Source organism: Mesorhizobium sp. M4A.F.Ca.ET.090.04.2.1, from assembly GCF_003999085.1.
Taxonomy (GTDB): domain Bacteria; phylum Pseudomonadota; class Alphaproteobacteria; order Rhizobiales; family Rhizobiaceae; genus Mesorhizobium.
The window spans coordinates 1-5,888 of sequence record NZ_RZOT01000385.1 but is presented as its reverse complement, the minus strand read 5'-3'; the positions used below and the strand labels follow the sequence as shown (position 1 = coordinate 5,888).

Annotated in this window: 4 protein-coding genes; 3 read left to right on the top strand and 1 reads right to left on the bottom strand. The window is 62.8% G+C overall.

Annotation, left to right across the window (positions count from 1 at the left end; all coding sequences use genetic code 11):
• The coding region (locus EN781_RS23420) for a tetratricopeptide repeat protein (protein ID WP_127400373.1) at positions 1 to 1,221 on the top strand (1,221 nt) is incomplete at its 5' end.
• 219 nt (positions 1,222 to 1,440) lie between these two features.
• Positions 1,441 to 4,326: a trifunctional glycosyltransferase/class I SAM-dependent methyltransferase/polysaccharide deacetylase gene (locus tag EN781_RS23415; RefSeq protein WP_126058892.1), complete on the top strand. Its 2,886-nt coding sequence runs from the start codon at positions 1,441 to 1,443 to the stop codon at positions 4,324 to 4,326.
• Positions 4,327 to 4,405: 79 nt separating this feature from the next.
• Here EN781_RS23415 and EN781_RS23410 read toward each other — a convergent pair whose 3' ends face one another.
• Positions 4,406 to 5,389: a hypothetical protein gene (locus EN781_RS23410; RefSeq protein ID WP_245455430.1), complete on the bottom strand. Its 984-nt coding sequence runs from the start codon at positions 5,387 to 5,389 to the stop codon at positions 4,406 to 4,408.
• Positions 5,390 to 5,494: 105 nt separating this feature from the next.
• Here EN781_RS23410 and EN781_RS35495 point away from each other — a divergent pair, with 105 nt between their 5' ends.
• Positions 5,495 to 5,632, top strand: a complete 138-nt coding sequence (locus EN781_RS35495; RefSeq protein WP_245455429.1) for a hypothetical protein — start codon at positions 5,495 to 5,497, stop codon at positions 5,630 to 5,632.
• The last annotated feature ends 256 nt before the right edge of the window (positions 5,633 to 5,888 follow it).

Here is a 5,888-nt window from a genome sequence, read left to right as displayed (position 1 = left end):
GAAGCCGCGCCGAGCCGGCCGACGCAGGCAGCGCCGCCGAAGCTGTCGATCGCCGTCCGGCCGTTCGCCAACATGAGCGGGGACACCGAACAGGACTACTTCGCCGATGGCATATCTGAAGACATCATCACGGCGCTGTCCAAACTGTCGCAGCTCTTCGTCATCGCCCGCAATTCGTCGTTCACCTTCAAGGGCCAGAACGTCCGTGTGCAGGAGGTGGGCGCGAAGCTCGGCGTGCGGCATGTACTTGAGGGCAGCGTACGCAAGTCGGGGAACAGGGTGCGCATCACCGCACAGCTCATCGATGCAACTACGGGCGGCCATCTTTGGGCGGAGCGGTTCGACCGCGACCTGACCGACATATTCGCCGTGCAGGACGACGTGACGCAGCAGATCGTCGGTGCGCTGGCGCTCAATCTGACTGACGGTGACCGTCAGCGGCTGGCGCCCGAGCACTCGCGCGACACGGAGGCGTATGACTATTTCCTGCGGGGCCGGGAACTGTGGCACCGGCTGACGAGGGAGACGAACATCGCAGCCCGCGACCTCCTGCAACGTGCCATCGAACTGGACCCGACGTTTGCCTCTGCTCACGCTTTCCTCGCCCTCACGCACGGACTCGATTACCTGAACAGGTGGAGTGCGTCGCCGTCGGAATCGATGGCGCAAGCGGAAGAGGTCGCAACGCAAGCGGTAACGCTGGATGGCAGCAATCCCTGGGCGCACTGGGCGCTGGCTATCACTAAGCTGTACACTCGACGGCACGACGGCGCCATCAACGAGGCCGAGCGCGCGATCGTCCTCAATCCGAACTTCGCCGAAGGGCACGTCATCCTCGGCGAGGCGCTGTACTATTCGGGCAGATCCGAGGAGGCCCTCGAGAGTTTCGCCCGGGGGAAGACCTTGAATCCCTACTTTCCGGACGTGCTTCTGCACTTCCAGGCTTTGGCCCAGTTTCAATTAGGGAGGTACGAAGAGGCCGTTGACCTTTTGATGCAACGGCTGGCTCGCAACGCCGTCACCGACGTCTCGCGCGCGCTTCTAGCCGCCTGCTACGGCCATCTGGGCCGTTTCGCCGAGGCCCGCGCGGCATGGGAGGAGGTGCTTCGCGTCAATCCCGACTATTCGCTGGAATACCGTCGCAAAGTCTTGCCCTACAAGAACCCTGCCGATTTCGAAGTCGCGGTGGACGGGCTCCGCAAAGCCGGTATCGTGCAATGACAGGGTGAGTCAGGGGGCGGGCCTTGAGCTGCGGTCGATCCTTTTTGCCTGTTTCTGGATCGCGCCGATCTTGACAGAGCAGTACTGCCATCCGATGCCATCATCCGTTTTTGACAGCCGACTCTTGCCGAAGAAAACCAAAGCTCGATGAACCAGGAAATCGCCGGCTACGTTTCGGAACCCTTGTTCTCCCCTCGAACCAGGCGCGGGTAAGACGGCGTGGCGCATGACCCCTTGGTTTCAATCGTGGTGCCTGCGCACAACGCGGAGGCGACGCTGGCGCGCGCGCTCGATTGCCTTCTCGATCAGCAAATGGCGGATTGGGAGGCGATCATCGTCGACGACGCCTCCACAGACCGCACCCCCTCGATCATCGCCGGCTATGTGCAGCGCGATGCCCGATTTCGGACGTTGAGGTCGTGCGCGTATAGCGCCGCCGCCGCGCGCAATAGCGGGATTTCGACAGCGCGCGGCCACTGGCTCATGTTTCTGGATGCGGACGATTGGGTGGATGCCAGCTTCCTTGCGAAAATGCTGGCCGCACTGGAAACCGCTGCCGATGCGGCGGCCGTCTATTGCGGTTCTCGGCGTGTGATGCCCGATGGCGAACTCACCCCGTCGAGCATCTCAACCGAGGTCGCGATCCAGCCCTTCGAAACATTCGCCCGCCAGTGTGCCGTCTGTACTCACGCGCTGCTGGTCGACCGGGAGACAATTGTCGAGTTGGGCGGTTTCGATGTGTCGCTGCGCACCTGCGAGGACTGGGATCTGTGGCAGCGCCTCGCACGCCTGGGCAAAAATTGGGTAATGGTCGACGAGCCGCTCGCTTTCTATCGGATCAGCCCCAACTCGCTCTCCCGCGATTCGACGCAGATGCTGGCAGATGCGGGAATCGTGATCGCCCGCGGCTTTTCTCCTGATTCCAGGGTCAAAGACCCGGCAGCGGCTCACGCCAATGGTGCGATAGAAGCGAACGGCTGCTCCGCCTCCGAAGCCCTCGCATGGTTCGCGTTGTGGAACACCGCGTCGGATTGCGGCCGCAGCTCGCTCCCGATCGACCCGCAGTCCCTGCGCGCGCTTCCGGTAGCACGTAAGTGGGCGCGTGAGATCGCCAGGGTGGCCGTCGATGGCCTTATGGTAGGGAGCCTGTCGGTGCCGGCGCAATTGGCTGCCAGGTGGGACAGGTTCGGCGGCGCTATTACTGAGTTGATTATCGGACTCGGCAAGGTCTGGGACAATGCCGCCGCGGCTCGCCGCGTCCAGTATCACCTTGAGCAGATGCTTCTCGAGGCCGACGATCTTGCCGCGCCGCGCAGTCTGGCGCGGACACTTGGACTTCGCGTCGACGCTCGAAATCCGACCTCGACCGAACTGCCGGAAGGAACCGATCAAATCTATGCCCATCTGATCATGGATGGCCAGATCGACGCTGTCGTGCAGTTCGGCGTACTCGGAACAGTGACAACGGATCATTGGATCGAATTGATCCTGGACATCCTGCCCCCTGACCGGCTTTCAGACAGTGCCGAGGCATTATCCACAGCGGAACGCCGGTCTGATCCGGACAGCCACTTCGGCAAACTCGCGCAATTGGCCGCGGAAGCGCTGGAGCTGGTTCGGTCGAGCGCCGAACCCGCAGAACCTCCTGCAACGCCGCGCCGAGCACGGACCACGGATAGGAGTGATCGCACGGCGTTCTGGAATAGCTATTTCGCGACCGAGGATCCCTGGAGCTACGGTTCGCGCTATGAGCAGGAAAAATATGAGCGGCAGCTCGAAATCCTTCCTGCCGGTCCCATCGGACGGGCGCTTGAGCTGGCCTGCGCGGAGGGCCACTTCACGCGGCAGCTGGCGCCGCGTGTGGGCCGTTTGACCGCAACTGACATCTCCGCCATAGCCATCGAGCGGGCGGGCGCGCGATGCAGCGATCAGCCGAATGTTGAGTTCGGCGTACTGGATTTCGCTGCCGACACGCTGCCGGGTGGGATGGATCTGATCTTCTGTTCGGAAGTGCTCTACTATCTGGATGATCTCGCCGAGCTGCGGCGCATCGCCAAAAAATTCGCCGAAGCATTGGCGCCTGGCGGCAGTTTCATCAGCGCGCACGCATTCGTGCTGCGTGACAATGTTGAAAGGACGGGCTTCGACTGGAACACATTCGGTGCAAAAGCGATCTCGGAGACGCTGGCAGCGACCGAAGGTCTCGTGCTCGAGCAATCGATCCAGACCGAGCTCTACCGTATTGACCGCTTCCGCCGGCTGTCGCCGGACGATGTGGCGACGGAACCGGTGATCGATTATGTGCCAATCCGCGCGCCTATCGAAATCAGCGTCGCGCGAAATATCGTCTGGGGCGGGGCGCGGGCCTTGCGCCGCGACGTCGCGCGTAACGAGCGGCGGCAGCGTATCCCTGTCCTCATGTATCACAGCGTCTCCGACGATGGTCCGGCCGCGCTCGCCCGCTTTCGGCTCACGCCCACCGCATTCGCCAGCCAGATGAGATGGCTGCGCGCCAATGGCTTTCACGCGATTAATTCCGAGCAGTTGGAAGGGTTCATCGCCAACCGCAGCCCTTTCGTTGGCCGCCCGGTGCTCATCACCTTCGATGACGGCTTCCAGAACTTTGCCGACCATGCCTGGCCGACCTTGCGCGCGAACGACCTGACCGCGGAAGTGTTCCTGGTGACGGACCTGGTGGGTGAAAGCGCACGCTGGGACGCCGAGATCGGCCCGCCGACGCAGCTTATGGACGCCGGGACGGTGCGACGCCTCTCCGCCGAAGGTGCGTTCTTCGGAAGCCATCTGGCGACGCATCGCGCCATCGATGGTCTGTCGAGTTCTGGCCTGGCCGCCGAGCTCCTGCGCTCTCGTATGGTCATCGAACGGTGGATCGGTCGGCCAACCACGGCGTTCGCGGCGCCCTTCTCTGTCACCGACCGAAGGCTTGGCCGGCTGGCCAGGGAGTGCGGCTATCGGATCGGCTTCGGCGGTAGACACGGGCCGGCGGACCTCGATTGCGATCCCATCGACCTTCCGCGCATCGAGGTTCGCGGGGATCGCTCGCTCGATGACTTTGTTGCCATTGTCGAGGCGGTGCTCGAATGATGCGACTGGATCAGACGCCGCCCTCGCTTGCGGTTGCGCACCAGAACATCCCCCTGAAATAGGGCCTGACGTGAGAGGCTCAGGTCGCCTTGATTCCTGCCTGGCCGATCTTGCGCCATCGGGCGTTTTCACGAACCAGTTTCAGGTCTTCGGTCGTCTCGGCAAATGTCCGCAATCGGTATTGCCGAAGCAAGTCCGGGAAGAGCGCCCCCTCCGGCAAGCCGGCAAGCTGCTCGCGGACCGAGGTCTTCTCATCAATGACCCGAGTGCCCCAGGCATTTTCCCGTACCTGCAGCTCCGCAGCCAGATCGCGCTCTTGCGGCACGTTTTCGTCTAGCGCAGCCAGCAGGATCGAGTGGAAAAGCGCTACATAGCCGATCTGCCTCAGGCCGCCCACGACCCGCACCCGCGGCAATATGGCAAGGGCGAGGAACATCAGGAACAAGTTCGGCAGCAGCACGCCATCCAGCAGCGCCTGCCCAAGCTGCGGCCGCTCGAACGGGATGGAAAGACCATGCGGCCTGTCAGGCTCGATCAGGTGCCCGTTCTTCAGCACGAGCTTGCGTACTCGCTGCTCGCGGATACCCCAGAAATAGTCCGTGGCATTGGGCAGGAATCTGCCGAATGGTCCCGATGCGGCCTCTTGCAAGGCATGCTCGAGGCGCTGGCGTCTTGCGGGCTCGATGAGCAGCTTGGAAAGAAGGCTGCCGTCATCTTCCAGATGCCGCGCTACAGCAACCGCGGCGAGCCGATCATCGATGAAAACCGGCAGGGCCATGCCGGAACGATCCCAATTGGTGACCAGATCCTCGTTGAGGGCTGTCAGCGCATCGGCAGCGGTTCCAAACACCTTGTTTTGGCTGGCAAGCAGCGTGCCCAGCCAGCGGCTGGCATCGGTTTCATCGCCGACTGCTTCGAGCGCACGCTTGTTGAGGGAGACGGGACCGGCCGCGCAGGCGCTTTTGCGGCACAGTTTGTGGCGGCCCATGCCAAACAGGTTGACCTTGTCGTCGCCGACATCGAGCCAGCCCGGCCCCTCCCGGCCAATTGTCTCCATGGTCATCGTCGTTCCCATGAAAGCGAAGAAGGCCGACAGCCCGCTTTCGACCGCGCCGAGCCAGGCAAGCAGGAGGGCATCGAAGGTGATCCGGTCCATCAGAAGCAGGCAATGCAGGCCGGACTGAATCACCGGTCTGTGCTCGAACTCTTCGAGGGCCTTGCCGATCTCCTCAGGCTGCACAATCACACTGAGGCGCTGATGCAGGACTTCGCGCAGGATCGAGCGGGCAGCGATCGCCGGGCCTGATGCAGGCCTTGCCACCGGCCGCCACAGATGGCGGGCGTAATCGGAAACCTGTGAATTCCAGTTCTGCTCGATGTCACGCACCACTTCCGGGCAGAGCAGCGAAAGCACCGCCAGAATTTCCGCCGGGGGCGTAGGGGGTGGATCAAAGACGGCGGTCATTGGTCCCGTCTAGCCGCTTGCGGTGCAAACGCCAAGGGAGACCAGACAGTTAAGACCATACAGCGGATCCTAGAATCGCAGCCGGGCCATGCTCAGC